This window comes from Pseudomonas floridensis (assembly GCF_002087235.1).
In the GTDB taxonomy this organism is placed as follows: Bacteria; Pseudomonadota; Gammaproteobacteria; order Pseudomonadales; family Pseudomonadaceae; genus Aquipseudomonas; species Aquipseudomonas floridensis.
This window is the reverse complement of sequence record NZ_MUIO01000021.1, coordinates 169561-188693: the sequence shown is the minus strand read 5'-3', so window position 1 is coordinate 188693 and position 19133 is coordinate 169561. Positions and strand designations below refer to the sequence as shown.

Genomic DNA, 19133 nt, shown 5'->3' with positions numbered 1-19133 from the left:
CCGCCGACATCGGCCAGCCGCGGACTGAAGTGATAGCCAAGTAGGCGGAACAACCCGAACACCACGTCGCTGTAGGCACCGGTATCGGTCATGATCTGCGTCGGCTGCAACTCGGTCTGTTGTTCCAGCACCACCGCCAGCAGTACCAGGCTGTCGCGCAGGGTGCCGGGCACGGTGATGGCGTTGAGGCCGGAGAACTGATCGGAAATCAGGTTGTACCAGGTGACACCCCGGCCGGTGCCGAAATACTTCGGGTTGGGGCCGGCATGCACGGTGCGCACCGGTACGACGAAGCGCATGCCATCGGCGGAGGCGACCTCGCCGCCGCCCCAGACCTGGGCCAGCTCCAGTTGGCTTTGCGCCCCCACCAGAATGGCGTTTGCCACTGACAGCGTGTCGTCACGGATATAGTTCTGGCTGACCCAGGACAGCCGGTCACGGCGTAGCGCCTGATTGTCGGTGCGGATCAGCGGCTCCAGGCCGGTGTTGCAGGCCCCACCCAGCAGCACCGCGCAGAGGCTGGTGACCAGGTTGTCGGCGCGTGCATTGCGCTCGGACACATGAGTGAAGGCCTCGGCGAAGCCGGTACGGGCGGCGATTTCCAAGAGAATTTCCGGCAGGTCGACACGCGGCATCAGGTCGGCCACGGCCGCCCGCAGTTGCAGCAGCGAGTTCGGCTCCTCCAGCTTGTCCAGTGTGCCGAGCGAGAGCTCGGTCTTGCCCTCGGCGTTCTCGCTCAGTTGGATTGCGGGGTTATCGGGCAAGCGGGCGGCGACCGCCTGCCAGGTCGCATTCAACTCGGCACTCAGCGCATCCAAGGTGGTGCCGGCGTCAATGGTCAGGCCCAGCGAGCGGCAGATGATCGGCCGCGCCGCCAGCCATTCGGCCCCGTCGAGCAAGCCGAGCCGGGGATCGGCATAGCGCCAACTGGGCGAGACGAACACGTCGCGCCGGCGCAGGGCCGTGCGCAGCGCATCGAGCGTGCAGAACACATAGGCGCCCATGTCGAGGGAGCCATCCTCGCGGGTAATGTGCTTCTGCCAAGCCTTGGCCACGATCTCCTGCGGCGCGTCATCCTCCGGTTTCCGGCGTGGCAGGTTCAGCTGCAACCAATCCAGGCCGGTGACCACGCCTTTGCCGGCCGGGCTGAAGCCGAAGCGGATGTGCTTCAGCAGGTCGGGCAGGAAGCGGCGCACACTGCGGTAGCGCGCCTCCAGGGCGAGAAAATACACATCGTCAACCGGGCGGATCAGCGCATTGACCTCTTCCAGGGCCTTCTCCAGGGTGGCCCTCGGCAGGTCGTTGAACAGCCGGGCGCGCACGTTGTCATCGCTGATCGAGCTATCCAGCACGACCTTGCAAGCGGCGGCGAGCGTCGCCGCCGAGCGATCCAGGTCTTTCAGGCTGCGCATGCGGGCTTTCTTGTCGGCCTTCTCCGCGTTGCTGAACAGGTCGCGTAACAGCGCTTCCAGGACCTCCAGGGCGTCGTCGTGCGCAGTGGCCTCCAGGCACAGGGCGAACGCCACCAGCGTCGCCATCCGCCGCGACGCCGGCAGCCGGTTGATCGCCGTGACCTTGGCGGTGTTGGCGAAGCGAGCCAGGGCCGCGATACGGCTGGGCGGGATGTGCGCCGCCGCTGGCAAGGCGATGCCGATGCCGCGCACGTCATCGAGCCGGCGCAGCGCCCGAATCAGTGCGGGGCCACTGACCATCACCGGGCCGGAGCGCAGTTGATCCAGTCGGGAACTGCGGTTGCCTTCGGCGACCAGCAGCAAGTCCTGTAGCTGCTGCCGTTGCGCCTCGCTCACACTGCGGCCAAGGGTCAGCCAGAGGCGTTCTTCGACCCGGCTGCGCAGTTGGGCAATGAAACGCTCCAGTTGGGAAACGCCGGGCAGGAGGACTTTCTGTGTGAACAGCCACGAGGTGGCTCGCTCAAACAGCACACCGGGTCGATCAGTGCCCGTCCAGCAGAGGGCATACAGCCACCGGCTCAAGCGGAAGCCGACGCCAGGGTCAGTAAAATGGCGATAGCCATAGCGTTCTTGGATATCGGCCGCATGTATCCAGCGGCGATGATCGCTATAGCGCTGAAGGCAGCCAGGATCGGCGATTGTCAGTTGCCGGCTAAGCACCTGCAGGACTTCAACCGGCACGGCGGCGGGCTTGTCCGGCAGAACGCCTACGAAGCGGACGGTGGTCAGCAGAATGGCATAACCCAGACGGTTATGGTTACCCCGTAGCGCCTGGATGGCTTCACGGTCTTCATCGCTCAGGTGGAAGTAACGTTCCAGCTCTTCACGACTGGGTACATCGACATAGCGGCCAAAACCGTCGCGCTGTTCCTGGGTCAGAAAACCGACCGGCATCGATCACAGGACCTCGGCGCAGAACACGGCGGGCGTGACGATCCGCGTGCGTTCGATGTGCCCACGTTGCAGCAATCCAGCGCGGCGATCACCGGTCACCAGATAGTCCGCATCGCCTGCCAGGGCCATTGCCAGTAGAAACGAGTCATCCGGATCATCGGCTTCGACCTCGATGGTCAGACGCTCCAGTACCACCGCCCGTTGCAGGTTATTGATCATGGCTCCTACTTTAGCGGGTTGCAGGATGGCTTGAAGCTTGGGGTAGCGGCTGGCTCGGCGAATTTCATCGAGCTGCATCCGCGAGGTGACGACCTCGAAGCGCGCCGCGCGCCAGGCGCGATAGATTGCATCGGGCGCACCATGCGGCGAGATCAGGGCGCTGAACAGGATGTTGGTATCCAACACGACCCGCATCAGCGCTTACGTGCCCAGTCGAGCGCTTCGTCAACCGCTTCGGTCAATTCTGCCTCACTCAGATGGGCGTTGGCAGCCTTGGCCTGCTCGGCGCTCAGCTCCAGGATGTGGGCCCGTACCGCTTCTTCGATGAAGCGCGACAGGTCGCCTTTCCGGCCACCGCCCTGGCTGGCCAGAAACATCCGAAGCGACTGGTCGGTGTCGGCCGAGACGGCGACATTCCAGCGAATGGTATTCATGGCGTTCTCCGCTAATAGGTGTTTGTGTGTTTATACGCCAATCACAAAGGGCTATGCAATGGTTGGACAAAACGAAGGTTTTGCCGAACTCTATCGAGGAATGGCTCGGTTCGTTAAGCTCCCCGCGCTACGGTTCAAATAACTGGTACGCTTAATCAAAGTTCAACTATTACTAACGTAGTCGAGTAAACAGTACTTTTGATGAAGATCGGTTATGCGCGAGTGAGCACTCGGGATCAGAAAGCCGACCTACAAGTCGATGCCCTGAAACAGGCCGGGTGCGAACGCATCTACCAAGACATCGCCAGCGGCGCGAAAAGCGCCCGGCCGGAGTTGGACAAACTGCTGGCCAACGTGCGGCCGGGTGATGCCGTGGTGATCTGGAAGCTGGATCGCCTTGGGCGTTCCCTCAAGCACCTGGTCGAGTTGGTCGGCGAGCTGGCAGAGCGCAAGGTCGGCTTACAGAGCCTGAATGACCCCATCGACACCACCCACGCCCAAGGCCGCCTGGTGTTCAACCTGTTCGCCTCGCTGGCGGAGTTCGAGCGCGAGCTGATCCGCGAGCGGACTCAGGCGGGTCTGTCGGCCGCACGGGCGCGTGGCCGGATCGGTGGCCGTCCCAAGGGCCTGCCAGCCAAGGCTGAGGCCACCGCCATGGCGGCCGAAACCCTCTACCGCGAAGGTCGCCTGAGCGTCAGCGCGATCGGCGAGAAGCTGCACATCTCCAAGAGCACGCTGTACAGCTACCTGCGCCACCGTGGTGTCGAGATCGGCGCGTACCAGAAGAGCGCCAGGTCACGCGACCAGCAGCCTTCGGCCGCGTCGCCGGCAGAGCCGCCCGCCGCCGAGCGGGTGGCCACCGTCACCCTGCGCCTCGCGGTGGTGAATAACAGCAAGTTCGTGCGCGGCCGGAAGCGGGCCACGGAGAACATTGAGCGCTACTGCCTGGAGCCCTATGGCATGAAGCGGCTGGATGCCGGCCACTATGAGTTGACCATTCCGTATCGGAGCGACGATGAGCTGGACAAGAGCGTGCATGACCTGCTGACCGAGATCAGCCAGGAGGCCGACATGCGCAACTGTTTTGTCGAGATGGGCGCCTGGGAAGAAGACACCGAAAAGCGTTGGTAGGGCTTACGTTGGTTTTTGGTTCCATTGCTCCCCAAACCCCATGTTCACCCGAAGCTGAGAAACTTGCGCCTGTAGCTCCGCCAGGCGCTGCTTACCTGCGGCAATGTGGATGCCAAGCAGTCGATGCTCCTCGCGTACCGCAACGAACATGGACTCGAGGCCGGTATTCCGAGCGGAAATACCCGCTTGAGTTTGGTCGACTTCAGCAACGAGCTTTTCGATTTGCTCCCGCGTGGTGTCGAACTGCCCCATGACGGACTTCCCGCGAAGGGTTACCTTGTCGATCAGCTTGCCGATGACAGGGATGCGCGAACGGCGATCGGAAAGCGCGCTGACATTGAGCGACTGCGCGACGGCAACCACCTCGCTCAGCTTTGCGCCGGCATCGTCCAGGTCGCTGTTACGAACCTGGTCGAGCAAGCTGTCGGCGTAGGAGGACGTGTGTTCCGCCACTTCCCTGCCGAACTGAGAAACCGAGAGCGGGTTTTCTGCCTGGATCAGTGCCGCTACAGCCTTGATCTGGGGGATGTCCTGCTCCTGGAGACCAAGGGCCTGGAGCCCTGCGGGAGTAAGCTCGGTGTTGGCAGTGGCGAGATCTGTCACGGTAGTTTGCTGCTGCATGTCTTGCTCCTCAGTGCTTCACGCCATTCAGGCTTTCAGACAGGCTGGCCATCAGCGCCTGATGCGCCTTACTGGCAGCCTCGACCATCGCCGGGCTCATGTGTTTGGTGGTGATCAGGGTAAGGGTGTGTTGCCGCCATACTGGAACCAGTACGGTGACTGTCTCTCGGAAGCGATCGAGCATGTCGAGGGCTTGGGCGCGGCTGAGCTTCATCTGACTAACGCTCAGCTCGTGTGAGGCCAGAAGTGTTGCCAAGTTGGCAAGCTTTCGCGCCAGCCGCTCTCGCGGCCGATCAAACTCGATCTCCCCCTCCGCTACTGTCCCGATGAGAGGGTTTTCTTCGAGGAATTCGCGCCCGGCCTGGATGAATACTTTCAGTGCTTCCGCCTCTTCAGTGTGGGCAACGATCATTCTGCTGATGGCGCTGACCGTATCGCGTACACCTTGGGCATGTCCTTCAGCCTCGGCCAGTAATTGCTCCAGGGTTGACCGGGCGACTTGATAGCGAACCTGTTTTTCAACGGCTCCGCCCAGAATCTTTTCGAGCCAGGTTGGCTTCCGGGTAATCTGCTCAGGCGATGCGTCGGCCATTTTCGAGAGGACTTCTGCGATTTTGGCCGCAAGCGCCGCCGCCGACCCACTCTCCATTAGATCGGAGAGTTGATCGATTTTGGCAGAGCTATCCGCTACGCCCCCGTACTCGCCGAGTCGAGCCGGGATAGCAAACAACTCAGGGAGTACCTGCTGCTTGAGGTCGTCGATGCTGACCACTGAATGTGTCATGGCGGAAAATTTCTCCTTGGATTTGTTGGAGATCGTACCTGCCGTATTCTTTGGCGGGGTGTTATTTCAGACGCTTTTACCGACTGAAAGCGCAGCTCGAAACCGTTGTATCGCGAACTCGAAATAACCCAAACCTCTCCGATTCGTTTCAAAAGTGGCGTGAAAAATCACCCCCTTTTCCCTAGCTATGCGGGTTCTTACCCCTTAGTCATTCCGAGGGAAGGTAGAGCGCAACCAGCGGCACGCAGAGGCGAACGGCTCCCCGCATGTGCAGAGTGGTCGGTGAATGGACAATCCGGTCAAGCAGCCACGCCCACGATTTGACGAGGCGTTCTTCTGGAGGTGTTGACTCCTCCAGATGCTGTTTGAATTCGGCAAACTTTGCCTGGCTATGCTCGAAAACACAGGTCTGCCGACAGATTTCGGCCAAGGTCCGGATGTCGTCACTGTTCTTGATCAACGTGGATCGCAGATCTGAATTGTCTCGATCCATAGCGGACAGCAGGTCACTCATTATCCGGTCGATCAATCTCGGCTCGTCTTCTTGATGCTCGTTTGCGATTGGCATTGCTTGCTCCTTTTACGGGTTCGGCATCGGATTTACCCGACACGTTGAAAATCCCAAGGATGCAAGAAGCATTAGCCCGTACAGCTCGGTTTCAGACAGCTTTTCCGCCTGAATTCGATGCTAGGGCACGGGCACTGACGGTAGAGGCGTAGCACTCGATGCCGCCTAGGCAGCGCAATCGCCTGGATGCATGAGCAGATGATTTTCGGTGTTGAAGGGGGCGAACTTTGCAGGGGGGAATAGTCCAGCCCTCTCTGGGTGGGATAAAGCCGGCATACCAGCGCTCGGAAGAAGGATGACCTTCTCAACAGCAGGACGCCACCAGGTTAAACCAGCGAATTGGCGTCGAGGGAGCCGCAGCCACGTGGTCTACTCTTCATGGCGCCCAAACATGTCAGTTTGTTGATTCTCTGGATCGGCCTTCGGCGCATTCAGCGGGTGCCCCAACTGTCGGCGCACCTCGGCGAGCCACGCCTTGTAAGGCGAATTCTTTCGTGCCCCCCAAGGGTATGCCTCGGCCAGCGCCTTTCGCAGGGCCTGCTGGTTGCTTCGCCCAACGCGGCGGATTACCTCCCCGACTATAGGTGCTGCGCGATCTGCCCAGGACATAGCGATTTCCTCAATCTTGCTTGCGTCGGATTTCTGTAGATTGCTCGACTGTACGGACGAACACTTCATGCGAATTGCGAATCAGCGAACTCAGTTGCTCCATAGACAAGGAAGGCAAGTCAGCCATGCCCTCGGCAAGGTCGTGCTTGAAGTGCGCCATGAACTGACCGAGCTGCTTCCCCGTCAGCCCGGTTATAGCAGTCACCACCGTGCCATTGAAGCAGGCGCGAATCGCTTTGGCCTGATTTAGCTTGGCCAAGCTGGATTCGTAATCCTCACGCAGCGAAGGAAACGCAGTCATCACCTCTGGCATATACAGGGCTTTGTCTTCGCTCCAGCCAAAGTAACGCAGCCCACGCTGGGCCTCAATCCATTGCAGGAAGCCCATGTATACAGGTCGTTTCTTGTCTCGCACGCGGGCAGTGTGGTTGCGGTGCTCAAGCGGATACAACTCCGGGTTGAAACGCTTGCCGCTGGCTACGCCTCAACCACGGATTGTGGCGGCATGGACTGAAAAACCCGGCTATCAACCAGCATATCTAGGTCGCCGAAGTCAGGCTTCAGACGATATGCGGCGATGGGCTCAACCCTCGCTGCGTTCCCAAGGTGGCCGGTAATCTGCGCGAAGCGCGCTTGAAAGTCATCCAGCATGTGCAGGGCAACATCACGCGAGCAGCGTGTTGAGCCGAATGAAGCCAGAGCATTACCACCCATATCAGGGTTCCCTCAACTGTTGAGCGTTTCGCTAGGGTTGGAATTTTTTGCTGTATCCGCCAGGTCGTGCAGCGTGTGGCAATTTCCGCAGGCGATGTAAACGGCAGGGAACAGTTCGCCCTCAACGTCTTGCCCCTGGGGGTCTATGCGGTACGACCACATATCGTTGCAACCGCAGTTGCCGCAGATGAGGTGGAGACGAGCCCGAGCCATGGAGCTTCCTTATCGATGCGGGGTGAGTGCCAGCGTCACAGGCTCGCCATTACAGACCGCCAACCAATCATCGAAACCCGCAGGTTCATTGGCGTATATGCTGACATTGTTTTCGGCAAGCCAGGTGGCCAGATCCTCCAGGGTTGCAAAGCCTGGACTCACAGGGGTTCCCTCGGTGGTGAGTTCATACATCATGAAGTTGGTACATTCTGCCTCTGGCCAAAGCGGCATGTAGTCCTCCGCGTTTGGACGGGGACCATCCCACTCTTCAAAGCTCAATGTGCGATGAGCAGCGCCAGCATCCTGGGGGAATTCACCCTGCGCCCACTTGGCAGCGTTTTCATCCCATTGAGCCGCTTTGCTCGTGAACTCACTACTGTCGAACAGAGGAACGTAGCGAACCTTTCCATCGGGGTAGTACCCGTCCGAGGGGTGTTGCCAGTTGGCCGGAACCTTTCTAACTTCGCGGATCATTGAGTGGCTTCCTCAACGTTTTCTTTTGTGGCGTCCAGTTGAGCTTTTGCAGCAGCCGCGATTCGGTCCATGCTTTCTTGCCCAAGGATCTCCAAGGTAGTCGGCATCAATGCAAAGGGATCATTGCTCACGCCTGTAGCCATCAAATGCTCACTGAGTTTATTGGCCTGAGCAATGTGTTCGACGAAGTAGTCCGCACAGCCCTGGGGCCCACTTTTTTCAGCTACCTTGCAAAGCGCTTTGGCATGATCGCCGTTGAGCACAAAGAATACGCGCTCACTCAGGACGATAGCTGTTGTATCACTTCCATAGCCGTCGCTACGCGGGTTGTAACTAACGTGAACGGTAGAGCCAAAGCTCCGCGTTACGTTGGGAGAAGGCGAATGCGTAACTGGGCAGATGCTGCTCTTCATCCCAGTGGACTTCTTCGAGAGTACGGATTGCATAGCGTTGTTCCTTTAGAGGCAGTCCCGATTTGAGGCTTTCAGCATCGCACGAGATTTAGATAACCCAAGAACGCCTGCTTTCGACGAAGGAACTCAGGACTTGGCCGGGAAAGGAGGGATATTTTTTCCTTTCGGATCAGCCGCAGCATTCCACGACCACCACCCTTCCCCGCCGTACTCCCTGTTATACCAAGCCGTTTTGACGGCCTTCCGTTCCAGGTAGGCAGGTGTGCTCATGCCGAACACCTCCAGGGGGTAGTCCTTACCCGCGTCCAAAAGCCAAAAGTCGGGAAATACCTCACTTTCATCCGCGTCGTAGCGGAGAGGTTTATCGAAGCTACGGCCGGCGGCGTGGAGTTTGGCCTCAATCACCCCTTCGTAATCTGAGTCGACGGGAATCCAGCGCTCACTGACTTGCATTAAGGCCAGTTCAACAACATCCGCCTGGGAAGACGACTCGCCCTTCCGCGGCGTGACCTGAGCGATGGCGATAACTCGACTTCCGCGCTTCCAGGCGGAAAGCTCTCTCTCAAATCGGCGGGCGGCTGTGGCCCAGACCGCCGGGGGCAGATTTAGCATGGGCATCCCGAACGGCCCGGCCAGCGGCAATCTGCTGATGTCTCCAGAATGACGTTCAGGGTTATAGCGGGCCAGCGGCGAAATCGCGACGAGCCGGAGATCACGAGTCATCGCGGACTTGGCTATCGCCTGGTTGCGAGTCGCCCCCTTGCTGTCCTTCAGTGCCGCCAACAACAACACTTCGCTCAGTTTCATTCGGCTTGCGGCGACGCGTTCAGCAGCCTGTAGAAGCGCATAGTTCACAATGCCACTGTTGCGCTTGCCCTCCATTGCTGGATACCAGGTGGAAAGTCGCGACTCAGACCAAAGCAGATGCAGTAGCCCGAGCAACGTCATAGCCGGCTTGCTCTTTCCTGGCGATCTTTTCACCGCAGTACTTTCGCTTTCCTCGGATCGAGCAGCCTGGACTCGAATGCCTCGAGCCAGGCGCACCCGAATGCTGCCATCTTCGCCCTCCTCGACTACGCCCACGGCATAACCTTGCATACCGGAACGCTCCGGGGCCGGGGCGTAGTACCGACAATCGTTTGAGTGCTCATGACCTGTACCGGCGAACCGCGCCAGGTGAAAACCATCGCTATCTTCACGTCGCTTGATCGAGAGTTTTCGGGAGCCGCTGCTTGGGCACTGGCAAATTGCGTGAGTGCCGTAGGCCTTCTCCAAAACGATTTTCCAATTTTTTGCGTACTGCTGATCGGTCTGGAACTCCGAGGAGTAACGTTTCCCTGAGATCAGTACGGGATATCGACGGTTGAGCATGATCTTTTCTCTCCTGATTCGGGTCAGGCAATTGCGCGCTGCCGGCGGGCATAGGCTGCTTCAGCACGGTTTGCTTCGATCTGTATATGCAGCTTGACCAGCAACTCATATCCGGACTTGGGGCTCATTAGCGCAATACCGAACAATTCGTCTGCTGGAATGCTCCCGCACTCCCCATGAAACCGTTCCTTTCGCTCAATCATGGAAAATATCCCTTCCAGGTATCCAGTCTCAACCGCCTCAGCAGGAAGGCTGGGGTTTTTCAGGTTGAAGATCTCTCCGGTTGGCCACTCCAGGCCATCAAGTGGGGGAAGGTTTTCCAGCGCCCAGTGACCAGTACGCATGACTGCTCGAGCGACCTCGTACTGTTCCTGGTCATTCTGATACCAGCTATCGATGGAAAGGAGCTGGTCTCGGGCCCGGTCAAGGCGTTCGAGGTACTTGGAGCGAATTGCCCGCTCATCATCAGAAAGGCTGTCGAAGCCATCAACCCATATGGGGAGGATACGCAGCGCCTCCCAGCGGAGCAGGCATCGCAGCAAGGTCGAGCGTGTACCGCTCATGATGACTTCGCCCGGTTCCAGCAGCTGATTGTGGCTGTTGTGCAGACCGACGATGCAGTTTGCATGGAGCCAGCGATTTCTCTGGATAAAGTCATGGATCGCTTCAGGCTCGTGCGCAAGCGGATCTTCGCCAGTAGGGATGCTGAATGTCTTGGGCGAGAGCGTGACCACCAGCCGGTCAGCGGAGTACGCCCTCATTTTGCCGAGGGCGCAGAGACTGCGAATTTTCATGAGAGCGAATCCTCCTGGTGTATTCGATCAGGAGGCTATCGCGGGAGGTGGGATTTGAAATCCGTTTTCAGGACCTAAGAGCGTCGGAATTACTCCCCCTGTCATGCGGGCGGTACTCTGGCAAACCGCAATCACCGAGCAACCGGGGGCGCTGGCGAATCGACTCACCGTACAAGCGCTGACGGTGAACCTCATCGGGATGGCATGGCCAGGCACCATGCACCATCCTATAAATCCTCATGAGGTAGTCGTCTTGCGTGGCCATGTGGCTGATGTGCCACGGGCATTGAGTGAAAAGATTTGTTTGAGTTTGGATCTGTTCAACCACCTCTCGATGTTCATCCAGTCGCTTGGAAATGTTTCGAGCAAACTGAAGTTGATCCCTCATAACTGCAACTCGAATGAAGCCCAAACGTCGAGCTATCGCGTCTATCATCACCACTCACCGCCCTTAGAAGACTGGTCAGCACTGTACTTGGCGAGAGCATCAGATGCGATCTGGGCAAGTACGCTGTCACAGTCCATGTGGCCTGTCGCGCCCGTTGATATCTTGTTCAGCGCCTCTACCAGTCCCGTTATCACAGCGTTAGAGCGCCGGTTAGCCACCTCCTCCAGCGCCATAGTGACGTTCATGAATCCCATCTCCTTTGCTTTTCTCCATACCTCGTCGTAAAGCTCAGCCTTGTAGCTCAGGCCAGAAATTACACGCTCAGCGTCTGACTTAAACACCAGGCCATCATCGTTAACTGCGTTGTCGAAGTTGATCCGATCGCTGCGGGTTTCGATGTACGTCGTTTCGTCGTCGTAGCTCATCACCTCAATGGTGGCTACGACTTCCAGCTCCGGACGGGCTTCGGTGTTTTGATTGCTCATTACGCTTCCCTTAATCAGTTGATGAAGCCAGCATCCCATGGAGTGAAAAACTCCCAACCAGGGACGACTGGTGGATGAACCGGAACGCCACGCCCGTCCCATTGGTAGGCTGAGCCACTGTGGCTTGGCCTGATCCTATCCGGCCGGGACGCAGGCCGGGCGCGTTTTCACGCTGGATTAGTGCCTGAAATGGAGGTCGTCCAACGGCCTGTTGGACAAATTCGACAGGTCATCGGAGTTGGGTTTTCTGTGGCCGCGTTCACCCTAAAGGCCCATCCAGTTCAAACGAGTCATTTGCATGAGCCAGAAAAACACCAAAGAGCCGCTGACCTTCACCGCACGCTTGGTCAACTCCCACCATGGCTTTCAGGATTTCGATATCGACGGGCATCCTGTGGTGCGGCGAGCCTGTGTTCCCAACTCGATCAAAAAGGGCGAGCACTTCAACGTCTACCACGGGGAAAGCTCGAAGTCGGGCGCTGTATGGACGGGGACGCTCGGTGACTCGCTCCGCAAATTTGCGCTGATCTGAGGGGAGCCTATGTGTTTCCCTCGCAAACCCAGTTTGGGACGGTACAGCGCGACCAGGGCTGAATGGTGTCAGTCCTACCGGCAAGCCCGCATTGCTGCTGGCAACGGTTTAGATCCCAACCCCAAGTCCTCTGGTATCACCTGGAAGGCGCAGTTGATCGTCGCTTTTGAACGCCGTGGCCACGACCCTCTGGCCTATCCCGTCCAGTGTCGGCTCAATGCACACAGAATCATCAATGAAATTCGAGCCGAAGAAATATCCCAGGAATATGCGAAGGACTGACCTATGACCCTGTATTTCGAGTGGATCGGAAGCATCTGCGGCGTCATCGGTGCGCTGATGATCTCCACCAATACCCGTGTGTCTCCGTGGGGATGGTGGCTATTCCTCGTTTCGAGCTTGAGCCTATGCTGCTACGCCGTTCTGGCGCAGGCCTGGGGATTGTTGCTGCTGAACGGGTGCTTCGTTGCTACGAACGTCACCGGCTTGATCCGCTGGTGGTACCCCGCTGTGTCGGCCAAGGGCTCTACTAGCTTATCCCGCGTCGAGGGGTAAGCGGGGCGCGCTTGATGACTTGGGTTTTGGGGAGCGGTCGGCATGCTGGTGGCATTCTTCATTTGGAGTTACCACATGCAACTATTCAACCCGATCCACAAGGCAGAGCTGATCTCTATCGTAGAAGAAGCGTCAGCAAAAGCAGCGAAGAATGCGGGTGTTGTTCAGGAGTTGGTTTTCCCGCACATCTACTTTGTTCTCAGCAAGCGCCTCAGCGTAGTTGAAGGGGCGGCGGCTATTGCGGAGGCAAAAGATTCTGCTCTGCTGACTGCTCTCACTGAAGCAAAAAAAGCGCTTCAGGATTGCGTGTCAGTGATGAGCAACGATCTGGGAGGCTTGAAGCTGATACAGCCAGAGCTTGAGGGTGCGCGCCAAGCCTTGGCAGCGGTTGAGGCGGTGTTTGTTGGTCAGTGACTCTCTGTTTCTATGAAAACAAAAAGCCCGACTTTGATTCGGGCTTTTTGCTACTTGAAACATGCACCACCAGCATCACGGATTGGAAGCCTTAGGCGGACGCCTGGATTAGTGGCCACCTCGGATTGAGGGAAAGGGTTATCCATTGCCCTACCAGGGTGGGCTACGTTTAAGCGTGCCTCGATAAAATCCCCCCACTCCGGTTTAAAGACGTTGCTCGGTTTGGCGCTTGGGTTTTCCCGAACATGGGTGAAGCTGAACTCATTGCAAACACGGAGTTTAGCCAAGTGAATCAGCAAGTAGCAGAAGTCCTCCCCCTCAACCGTATCCGCCGCAACCCACAGATCGACCCGCGTAAAGGCCGGAAGAAGTCAGCTTATGAGCAACTGGTACGTTCGATCAGCGCGAAGGGCATCATCCAGCCGATTCTGGTCAGGCCTGTAAGCGATGACCCGAACTACGACCATGAAGTGGTGGCTGGCAACCGGCGCTGGACGGCGGCCCATGATGCGGGCTTGATCGAGGTTCCCGCCCTGATCCGCGCTATGAGCGATCAGGAAGCGCGGTTGATCGCTGCGCTGGAGAATCAGGTGCGGGCCGACCTGACGCCAATCGAAGAAGCCCAGTCTGCGGTAGTTTTGCTGGAAGACATGGCCAACGACCATTTGGCGGTGATGAAGGCCTTGGATTGGTCTAGAACCAAGCTCGACAGCCGCCTGCTGCTCGCCCACGCCTGTGATGCGGTGGCCGAGGCCCTGCTGGAGGAGCAGATCAAGATTGGTCATGCTGAATTGCTATGCCGTCTCCCCGCTCCGGATCAAGCGGGCATTCTGTCGAAGATCATCGAGAAGAACTATTCCGTCGAGCAGACCAGGGCGCGCCTGCTGGAGTTGACTCGGGACGTTTCGACTGCACGCTTCGACACCACGGAATGCCGGAGCTGCATCCACAACTCGGGCGCGAATGCCGATTTGTTCGAGGCAAGCCTTGGGGCGTCTCGCTGCCAAAACTCGGTCTGCTGGAACCGAAAAACCGAGCAGCTAATTTCTGTTCGGTTGATCGAGGCGGAGGAGGAGCACGCGGTGGTTCATAGCGAGCTGAATCTCGCCAAGGACTCATACGTGAAGCTCGTCGCACGGGGCGAGGATGGTGTGGGCGAACACCAGGCAGCGGCGTGCGCTACCTGTGCAAGCTTCGGCGCAGTGGTCATGGTGTCGAGGGGGCGCGAAGGCGACGTGATCGGCGGCATGTGCTTCAACAAGCCTTGCCACAAGGAGAAAACCGCCGCGTACAAAACCGCTCTGGCCACCGTAACGAACACAGCGCCAGCCACCGTTGCCGGGGGCGCTGTTGGAGCAGCCCCGGCCAACCCGAAGGCCGCAAGCGCCAAGCCCACCCAGGTCAAGAAGTCGCTACGCCGTGAAGCCTTCGACCTTTACGCCCGTATGAGCAAGCAAGTCGTGCTCAATGACCGCTCGCTAGCGCTGGCAGTGGCCATCGTCAGCATGTATTTCGAGATGCGCAGCGACCTCAAGAGCGAGCTGCGAGCACAGATGGAAAAGGCCATGGGCGTCACAAGCTCCCTGATGACTACGGCTCGCGCCGATGCCGAGATTCGGCTTGCGCAACTTGGGGAGGAAAAACTCCTCACGTTCATGGGCAGCATGGCTGCCGCCTCGCTATTCCGCACGGATAGCGCTGACGCATTCGAGAAATCCGTGTCGGGTGCTCAGTCGCTCAAATTCATGGAGTACGCCAACGTCGATCCGGCCAAAGGATTCGTGATGAACGAGAGCTACCTCAAAGCTCAGGTTAAGGCGGGCATCATCGAAGACTGCAAGCGTTCAGGCTTTGTCGCCGCCTACAACGAGGCGAAGGGCGAAAAGGCCTTTGAAGGGTTGGCCACCGGCAAAGCAAGCGCTCTGATCGAAGCCATCCTGGCTTTCAAAGAGTTCAGTTGGTTGGGTTATTTGCCGCCTGCGTTACAACTATCGGCACAGGGCGGGAAGAACCCCGCTCCCCAGCAATCCGAATCGACCCAAGCCTGACAGGGAACATCATCATGCAATCCACGTTTTTTTCCGTAATGGCTGCTGCATTGGCGGGCACTCAACACCGCGTCAATGTGGCAATCGAAACCGCCTCAGCCGATGCGCTGAAAGTGATGATTACCGCTGACCTCGGTCCTACCCCTGAGAAGGCATCCGAACACGAAGTGCAGCTTCGTGCCGCCATGTGCCGCCCGCTGATCCTGGTAGGGAGTGCTGTTGAAATCGAGGAGGCGCTGATGAAGCGCCTGACACAGCACGTCCAGGCGCTGAATGAGGGTGTAAGCCTGCTGGATGAAATCCGCTCGATTGGTGCCACCGTGCAGGCGAAAGCCGCCGCGCCAGCCACTGAGCAGCCTGCAACGCCTGCCCTTGATGCCGATGCCGATGCCGATGCCGATGCCGATGCAGAGGATAATAACGCTTCTCAGGCAATTGCTGGTTCGCGCGCGGACAGCAGCTCGGATGAACCCAATCTGGACCTCGCGGCCTCCTTCTAGGAATTGCACTCATGGCACTTGTTGAAATCTCTCTGGCCCGTGTCTTTCGTTACGCCGGACGCGACCTCCCCGACCCTCAGCCAGAAATGCCTGTGACTGACGTGCTCAAACACTATGCCCGTCAGTTCCCGAAGCTCAACGGAGCGAAAATTATCGACCCCATTGTGGAGAATGACAGCTATGTCTACGAGTTCCGAGACGGCGGATTCGGCGCAAAAGGTTGACCCGCTTGAAGTCCTGAAAGCGTGGGAGCGTGGCGAACTGGATCGCCACCTCCCATCCGGTACCGAACCTGATTGTTTAGACCACCAGCAGAGACAAAGGCTATGGAAGTTGCTCTCCTCCCCCGCCAACCCCGGCACTATCGACTTCCAACTGCCGCGCTGACACCCCTTAGCTTGCCGAATGTCGGGCCTGTGATGCGTGAAGCACAGGCCCAACTGTTCAGCCGGGACTATGCAGGGGTGGTCGACCACCAAGCTCATAGCATGCTGTGCCGGGAGGCATTGGAAGCTGGGCTGGTAGCTGAAAGCTCAATCGAATGGCTTCGGCAGTACCCAAATAGCTACGGGCTGCATCGCCTCACGGGCGAAGTAGTACAGTGCCTTGGTGCGTCCTTTGCCATCAGTGATGAAGGCCTTTTTCCACAGCGCACCAGCCTGCTGAATCGGCTGAATACCCCATACGTCGATCCAGTTGAGACGGCATCCTATGCAATAGCCGCTGTAGAGGCTGGGCTGGTCGGACTTGATGCGCTCGCCCCCCACATCGAGGCAGGCCCTGACGGGGCAGGCAAGATAATGGCAGAGCTGGAACGCTCGTTGATCAGCCGGGTCAAGCTGCCCGCATCCGTTAAGGACGCCTACTCCTTCGGAATCCAGGACGGTCATTTCATTCTGGAGTCGAGCTGCTTCGCTACTTTCACAGTTCAAGCGCCAGCGAGCCTGGAACTGCGGGTGCTTCTTTTCAAGACACTCGACGCGATGACACGCCATCTGCTGCCGTTCCATACGCCAATGACCTTCCTGGGGCCGCATAGCTACCTCAACCACGGGCTTTCGGAGGCTTTCGAGGAGCTGTCTCCGCGCTTGGCCACACAATCCAGAGAGGAACTTTGTGCCTTCCTATTGGACGATTCGGTCGAGCATGAGGATTACATCGCGGAATATCTCTACTGTCATGGCCAAGACGAGGACTCTGTAAACAGCTTGCTTGACGCCATCTATGAGATGGATGAATTGAAACAGATAGCTGGAGCCACCCTTGGCCAGGGAGATCGGTTGGAGATCGAGGAGCTGTCCGATCAGGCGCGGCAAATCTGTGAGCGTGATGATGCAAACGCCCCGCTGATTCAAGTGCTGCGGGAGGCCTTGCAGCACTGTCTGGAGCAGGACGCCAGTGGGTCGCTCAAGGAGTTCAACCCCCGTGATTTGCCAGGCACAGCCGGTGATGGGGTTTCTCTTTTCGAGAGCATTCTGGTTTGCCTGACTAGGGATTTTCCAAATCTAGAGCAGAGTAGCTATGACGGTTTTGACGGCATCGTCGGCGGCTCTGGCTTCCCAGCCATCGGGTTACCGCTGAGTCCTGATCAGTTGCGAACCGTCACCCTGCCAGTTCTAGACACGCTATCGCTGACCCTAGGTCTGTTGCAGCGAATCGCCGACGCTTTAGAGGAATGCGGTAATGCTGAGTGAAAAAGTTTCGAGCAAGGCCATGCTGATACATCACCACAGCCAGACCGGCGTGGTCACTGTCACCAGTCACAGCGTCATTGCGCTGGAGGACGGTAAGGCCGGGTTCACGTTGGGAGCTGGGAGGGCATTTAGTCCCTACGATAAATCCGAACTGGCGGCACTGCTGTTGAATGAAGATGCGGGAGCAGAATTTCTTCCCGAGCATTATCTGTTCAGCTCACGCACTGTCTTGGCCTGGTACCGCCGCCCTGGCCTGCACGATATTCCTATCCTGGGCGAGCGCATACGCGCCCCGCTGCCGGGCTTGATCTTCATCGCTGCGGCAAACCAATCCTTCCGTTGCTTTGCGTTTAAGGGCAATCAGCGCCCGACGCCGGAGACAGAACTCTTCTATGCCCCCCTGGGGAATGTGTACAAAGGCGGAACCTTCTGCACTGGTAGCGGCAATGTTCCTCGCGATGTGCGACGTGAGAACATCCCGGCCTGGGAGAGCTTCGTACTGGAGAGCGACAACACCCACAGCGGCACGGTTGAGCCGGTAGCGGGTTGCCGCTCGTTTGAGACCTTGAAGGAGTTCTATCGAACACTGAGCGAGAAAGGATCGAAGCGGTTCCCCGCCTCGAAACTGGTTTCAGCAGGATCATACAGTGGCCCGCTAACGCTAGCGCAAGCTATCAAAGGGGGTGCGCAATGAGCGTTCATCCGATCACAGCTCACCAATCACCGATCTACAAGACGCCAGCATCCTGGGTTGAACGCGCACCACGCATTGTGGTTATCGGGGCTGGGGGCAATGGCAGTGAGGTGGTTGATGCGTTAGCCAGCTTCCACCACGCGCTTCGCTCCCTCGGCCATCCAGAGGGCCTTGAGGTCGCGGTGATTGACGATGCCATCGTGCGCGAGCCGAACCTTGTACGTCAGCGTTTCTGGCCGTGCGACCTGGGTCAATTCAAAGCAATCAGCTTGGTAAATCGCTATAACCTCATGTTGGGTACGTCCTGGGAGGCGCTGCCCTTCCGATTTCCAAGCCACGAGACGGTAGAGACTATGCGCGCCGCCGACCTGATCATTTCCGCAGTTGACCTTTCTTCGGCACGCCGTGCAATTGCCACCAGTTCAGTGCTTTCCAAGCACTGCATGTGGCTTGACCTCGGCAACGAGGCCCGACATGGGCAGGTTGTGTTCGGGGCTGCGCATAAGGACAGACGGGGCCTCTACCCCAACGTCATGGACGCTTACCCTGAAATCGAAACACTCGAAGATGACACCAAAAAGTCCTGCTCGGTTGCGGAAGCCATAAGGTCGCAGGACTGTTTGGTCAACCGTGCGGTCACGACTGCGGGAATGAGCATTGTGTGGGAGTTGCTACGGACGGGCGAAACCGATAAGCACTGGATCACAGTAGATCTGGCGTCCGGCTGCCAGAACGCCTTTCCGTTCCCTACTGTTCCCAAGTGCGCCTGACTCAGCCACTTCCACCTTCGCATTGATCCAGCCGCTGCTCCATCTGCGATATCAGGTCAGCGGCTTTAACTTCGAGGGCTTTGGACAATCTCATTATCAGCGGAAGGGTGGGTAGGCTCTCGCCCCGCTCGATTTTTCCCAGATGTGCGCGCTCAACCCCAGCCAGGAGAGCAAGTTTCTCCTGGGCCAGGCCCGATTTTAGGCGTTCTCCGCGCACGACAGTACCAAAAGCTCCTGCCACCTGAGGGTCAAAGCTTGATGTTCCTGCCGGTCGCCCGCGTGTAGGTGGTCGCTTCTCCATAGACAGAAGCGTTATCGGCAGGAACAATTAAAACCACGTTT

General features: G+C 58.2%; 24 protein-coding genes. 10 read left to right on the top strand and 14 right to left on the bottom strand.

Features of this window, described 5'->3' with window-relative positions; translation table 11 throughout:
• From BZK31_RS08230 to BZK31_RS08220, 3 genes are all read right to left on the bottom strand, one after another.
• On the bottom strand, window positions 1-2366 hold a 2366-nt coding region (locus BZK31_RS08230; protein WP_083182237.1), incomplete at its 3' end, for a Tn3 family transposase.
• Between the two features lie 3 nt (window positions 2367-2369).
• Complete coding sequence (locus BZK31_RS08225; RefSeq protein ID WP_004574518.1) at window positions 2370-2780, bottom strand: putative toxin-antitoxin system toxin component, PIN family; 411 nt, start codon at window positions 2778-2780, stop codon at window positions 2370-2372.
• A complete protein-coding gene (locus BZK31_RS08220; protein ID WP_057390451.1) occupies window positions 2780-3019 on the bottom strand; it encodes a ribbon-helix-helix domain-containing protein in 240 nt (79 codons plus the stop codon). Before BZK31_RS08220 ends, BZK31_RS08225 begins: the two co-directional genes overlap by 1 nt.
• Window positions 3020-3220: 201 nt before the next feature.
• On the opposite strand from BZK31_RS08220, the gene BZK31_RS08215 reads away from it, so the two are divergent.
• A complete protein-coding gene (locus BZK31_RS08215; RefSeq protein ID WP_003150544.1) occupies window positions 3221-4150 on the top strand; it encodes a recombinase family protein in 930 nt (309 codons plus the stop codon).
• 3 nt (window positions 4151-4153) lie between these two features.
• Here BZK31_RS08215 and BZK31_RS08210 read toward each other — a convergent pair whose 3' ends face one another.
• From BZK31_RS08210 to BZK31_RS08150, 10 genes are all read right to left on the bottom strand, one after another.
• Window positions 4154-4771: a toxic anion resistance protein gene (locus BZK31_RS08210; RefSeq protein ID WP_279628786.1), complete on the bottom strand. Its 618-nt coding sequence runs from the start codon at window positions 4769-4771 to the stop codon at window positions 4154-4156.
• A 10-nt stretch (window positions 4772-4781) separates the two neighbouring features.
• Window positions 4782-5555, bottom strand: coding sequence for a protein KlaA (locus BZK31_RS08205; RefSeq protein ID WP_083182236.1), 774 nt, complete (start codon window positions 5553-5555; stop codon window positions 4782-4784).
• A gap of 208 nt (window positions 5556-5763) precedes the next feature.
• Window positions 5764-6123 carry a hypothetical protein gene (locus BZK31_RS08200; protein ID WP_083182235.1) on the bottom strand — a complete coding sequence of 120 codons (360 nt, stop codon included), beginning with the start codon at window positions 6121-6123 and terminating at the stop codon, window positions 5764-5766.
• A gap of 619 nt (window positions 6124-6742) precedes the next feature.
• Entirely contained in the window at window positions 6743-7120 is a 378-nt protein-coding gene (locus BZK31_RS08190) for a hypothetical protein (RefSeq protein WP_083182233.1), read from the bottom strand.
• Window positions 7121-7209: 89 nt separating this feature from the next.
• Window positions 7210-7446, bottom strand: a complete 237-nt coding sequence (locus BZK31_RS08185) for a hypothetical protein (protein WP_083182232.1) — start codon at window positions 7444-7446, stop codon at window positions 7210-7212.
• A 222-nt stretch (window positions 7447-7668) separates the two neighbouring features.
• On the bottom strand, window positions 7669-8133 hold the full coding sequence (locus BZK31_RS08175; RefSeq protein ID WP_083182230.1) for a hypothetical protein: 465 nt from the start codon (window positions 8131-8133) through the stop codon (window positions 7669-7671).
• Window positions 8130-8579, bottom strand: coding sequence for a hypothetical protein (locus BZK31_RS08170; RefSeq protein WP_083182229.1), 450 nt, complete (start codon window positions 8577-8579; stop codon window positions 8130-8132). The genes BZK31_RS08175 and BZK31_RS08170 overlap by 4 nt, the downstream gene beginning before the upstream one ends.
• Window positions 8580-8672: 93 nt before the next feature.
• The gene (locus BZK31_RS08165) at window positions 8673-9917 is read right to left on the bottom strand and encodes a DUF1173 family protein (RefSeq protein ID WP_083182228.1); all 1245 of its coding nucleotides are present in this window, start codon (window positions 9915-9917) and stop codon (window positions 8673-8675) included.
• Between the two features lie 23 nt (window positions 9918-9940).
• Entirely contained in the window at window positions 9941-10711 is a 771-nt protein-coding gene (locus BZK31_RS08160) for a hypothetical protein (protein WP_083182227.1), read from the bottom strand.
• Window positions 10712-11146: 435 nt separating this feature from the next.
• The gene (locus BZK31_RS08150) at window positions 11147-11584 is read right to left on the bottom strand and encodes a hypothetical protein (protein WP_083182225.1); all 438 of its coding nucleotides are present in this window, start codon (window positions 11582-11584) and stop codon (window positions 11147-11149) included.
• Window positions 11585-11882: 298 nt separating this feature from the next.
• Here BZK31_RS08150 and BZK31_RS08145 point away from each other — a divergent pair, with 298 nt between their 5' ends.
• From BZK31_RS08145 to BZK31_RS08100, 9 genes are all read left to right on the top strand, one after another.
• Window positions 11883-12116, top strand: a complete 234-nt coding sequence (locus BZK31_RS08145; protein ID WP_083182224.1) for a hypothetical protein — start codon at window positions 11883-11885, stop codon at window positions 12114-12116.
• Between the two features lie 285 nt (window positions 12117-12401).
• Window positions 12402-12671 (top strand): nicotinamide mononucleotide transporter, encoded by a 270-nt coding sequence (locus tag BZK31_RS08135; RefSeq protein WP_083182222.1) that lies wholly within the window; start codon window positions 12402-12404, stop codon window positions 12669-12671.
• Between the two features lie 42 nt (window positions 12672-12713).
• On the top strand, window positions 12714-13085 hold the full coding sequence (locus BZK31_RS08130) for a hypothetical protein (protein WP_083182221.1): 372 nt from the start codon (window positions 12714-12716) through the stop codon (window positions 13083-13085).
• A gap of 287 nt (window positions 13086-13372) precedes the next feature.
• The gene (locus BZK31_RS08125) at window positions 13373-15133 is read left to right on the top strand and encodes a PRTRC system ParB family protein (protein ID WP_083182249.1); all 1761 of its coding nucleotides are present in this window, start codon (window positions 13373-13375) and stop codon (window positions 15131-15133) included.
• A gap of 14 nt (window positions 15134-15147) precedes the next feature.
• Complete coding sequence (locus BZK31_RS08120; RefSeq protein WP_083182220.1) at window positions 15148-15633, top strand: hypothetical protein; 486 nt, start codon at window positions 15148-15150, stop codon at window positions 15631-15633.
• Window positions 15634-15644: 11 nt separating this feature from the next.
• Window positions 15645-15857, top strand: a complete 213-nt coding sequence (locus BZK31_RS08115) for a PRTRC system protein C (RefSeq protein ID WP_083182219.1) — start codon at window positions 15645-15647, stop codon at window positions 15855-15857.
• A 102-nt stretch (window positions 15858-15959) separates the two neighbouring features.
• Window positions 15960-17327 carry a hypothetical protein gene (locus tag BZK31_RS08110; protein ID WP_208617188.1) on the top strand — a complete coding sequence of 456 codons (1368 nt, stop codon included), beginning with the start codon at window positions 15960-15962 and terminating at the stop codon, window positions 17325-17327.
• Entirely contained in the window at window positions 17317-18021 is a 705-nt protein-coding gene (locus BZK31_RS08105) for a PRTRC system protein B (protein ID WP_083182218.1), read from the top strand. The genes BZK31_RS08110 and BZK31_RS08105 overlap by 11 nt, the downstream gene beginning before the upstream one ends.
• Window positions 18018-18791 carry a PRTRC system ThiF family protein gene (locus tag BZK31_RS08100; protein ID WP_083182217.1) on the top strand — a complete coding sequence of 258 codons (774 nt, stop codon included), beginning with the start codon at window positions 18018-18020 and terminating at the stop codon, window positions 18789-18791. Before BZK31_RS08105 ends, BZK31_RS08100 begins: the two co-directional genes overlap by 4 nt.
• Before the next feature lies 1 nt (window position 18792).
• Here BZK31_RS08100 and BZK31_RS08095 read toward each other — a convergent pair whose 3' ends face one another.
• Window positions 18793-19092, bottom strand: coding sequence for a helix-turn-helix domain-containing protein (locus BZK31_RS08095; RefSeq protein WP_083182216.1), 300 nt, complete (start codon window positions 19090-19092; stop codon window positions 18793-18795).
• Window positions 19093-19133: the final 41 nt, after the last annotated feature.